Raw genomic sequence first — 2,457 nt, 5'->3', positions numbered from 1 at the left:
AATGAGTATGGGATAGAAAAGAAAATGTAGTTTTTTAACTACAACATTATTATACGAGGTGGCTTAGATCAAAGCTTTTGTAACACAATAAGGGCATGGACACCAATATGGATGTTACCAGTTATGATTATAGGAACATTTATATTCTCTTTGATTGGTTCTTATTTTACAAAGAAAATACTGAATAAAAAGTTGGAATCCGCAGGAGTTTTATAATGGAAAATTCAAAGTTTGTTCTGGGGTCAAAATATGACCTCAGAACAAAACTTATCTTGCTTATAGGTGCGAATATTTTAATTTTTTTAGGGTTTGATTGGATCTATCAAAGTCTTATTACATTATTTTTTCTTGTCATTATTATTAGTGATGGTTATAAAAAATCCGCTATAAGGTATATTTTATTTTTTGTAATAAGTGTCGTATTAGAAAAATCTTTAGCCTATTTGAATATAAATTTTCTTATGAATTTAATTTTATTTCTCTTAGCAATTGGGAGAAAATTTTTGCCATGTATTATCGTGGGTAAATGGATTTTAAATTCCACATCTGTTTCCAGTGCAGTAGCAACTTTACAAAAATTAAAACTTTCAAAAGACTCACTCATAATGATTTCTGTAATATTTAGATGTTTGCCTACGATTAAAGACGAATGGAGCCATATAAATATGGCGATGAAAACTCGAGGAATTAATTTTAACTTAATAAATTTAATAAGAAAACCAACATTAATTATGGAATATTTTTTTGTACCCTTATTCGTAAGTGTGATAGAAATTGGGGATGAGCTCTCTCAATCAGCCATTATAAGGGGACTTGATGCTCCTGTTAACAAAACAAGTAGATATCTTATTAAATTTAAAAGAAAGGATATTTGTGTCTTACTTTCTATTATTTTAATTATATTAATCGTTGTATTTATGAAAATCTCGGGGTGGGACTTATGATTGAAATTAGAGAATTAAGTTTTAAATACAAGGGAGGAGCTAATCACTCATTAAAAGGCATTAATTTAAATGTAAAAAAAGGAGAATGCATTCTTCTATGTGGTAGGAGTGGTTGTGGAAAGTCCACTCTATTAAAGCTTATGAATGGCATAATACCTGAGTTTTATGATGGGGACATTTCTGGCAGTGTTATGGTCAATGGTATGAATACATTTACCACACCAATTTATAAATTATCTAATAATGTAGGTTCGGTTTTTCAAAATCCTAAAACACAATTTTATACAACCAATACAACCGATGAAATCGCTTTTGGTTTAGAAAATTACGGCATAGAAAGAGAAGTAATTAACAAAAGGATTGAAGAAGTTGAAAAAGAGCTTCATCTTGAAAACTTGATGAATAAAAATATATTCAATCTTTCTGGAGGAGAAAAGCAGAAGATTGCTATAGCAAGCATTTACGCATTAAACCCTGAGATATTTATTCTTGATGAACCATCTTCAAGCTTAGACATAAAGTCAATGAAAGAACTATCGCTTACAATAAAAAAGCTTAAATCTTTAGGAAAAACTATTATTATTGCAGAACACAGGTTGTGGTATTTAAAAGACATTGTTGATAGAGCAATATACTTAGAGGATGGAAAAATCATCAGAGAATATAGTATGGACGAAATTGAAAATCTAAGTGAAGATGAACGAATGAGAACAGGACTTAGGCATTCTGATTATAAAGCTATTGAAAGATTTGATGATTTTGAAACTTCAAATAAAGGGACTTTATTAGAGTTAAAAAATCTGATATTCAAAAGAAATACCAAAATAATTTTGTCCATTGAGGATCTTAAATTTTGCTATGGGAATATTATTGGGATTGTTGGAGAAAATGGAATTGGAAAGTCTACTTTAGCAAAAATCATATGTGGCTTATACAAAGCAAATAAAGGAAAAATTTTAAAAGAAAATGAGAATTTAAATATAAAAAGTAGGCTAAATGAGAGCCTGCTTATTATGCAAGAAGTGAACTGTCAGTTATTTACAGACAGTGTTAAAGATGAAATAGTATTAACATCAAATATTAAAGATGATAATGCTTTAGATACTTGGTTAAAAGATATGGAGTTAAAAAATATCAGTGATAGGAATCCTCACACCTTGTCAGGAGGACAAAAACAGAGAGTAATTATCTTATCAGCTTTACTATCAGACAAGAAACTTCTATTTTTTGATGAACCAACTAGTGGATTGGACTATAGAAATATGAAAATAGTAGCTAAAAACATAAAGAAAGTAAAGGAAGAAGATAAGTTGGTTTTAATAATATCCCATGATGTTGAGTTTTTAGAATCAGTTTGTGATAAAGTGATTGATTTTACTTATTTATGAAAATGGATATATTAGTAAATTGCAAGAGGGATATATGATAAAACGCAAAAAAAACGAGAAGTTGTGAATAGTATTTTTTATAATATTTCATAAAATAAATTTTATAATATTTTTTTATTTTTGAG

General features: G+C 28.4%; 2 protein-coding genes and 1 pseudogene. All 3 read left to right on the top strand.

Going from position 1 to position 2,457, the window contains the following annotated elements; genetic code table 11:
- Nucleotides 1-51: 51 nt before the first annotated feature.
- A pseudogene (locus ACQRC6_RS09685) lies at nucleotides 52-216 on the top strand (MptD family putative ECF transporter S component); the annotation flags it as partial.
- Nucleotides 216-944 carry an energy-coupling factor transporter transmembrane component T gene (locus ACQRC6_RS09680; protein ID WP_427848737.1) on the top strand — a complete coding sequence of 243 codons (729 nt, stop codon included), beginning with the start codon at nucleotides 216-218 and terminating at the stop codon, nucleotides 942-944. The pseudogene ACQRC6_RS09685 and the gene ACQRC6_RS09680, both read left to right, overlap by 1 nt.
- Nucleotides 941-2,332 (top strand): ABC transporter ATP-binding protein, encoded by a 1,392-nt coding sequence (locus tag ACQRC6_RS09675; RefSeq protein ID WP_427848736.1) that lies wholly within the window; start codon nucleotides 941-943, stop codon nucleotides 2,330-2,332. Before ACQRC6_RS09680 ends, ACQRC6_RS09675 begins: the two co-directional genes overlap by 4 nt.
- Nucleotides 2,333-2,457: the final 125 nt, after the last annotated feature.

This window comes from Peptoniphilus sp. SGI.035 (assembly GCF_050315115.1).
Taxonomy (GTDB): Bacteria; Bacillota; Clostridia; order Tissierellales; family Peptoniphilaceae; genus Peptoniphilus_A.
The sequence above is the reverse complement of the archived record's forward strand: the minus strand, read 5'-3'. Positions and strand labels throughout refer to the sequence as shown.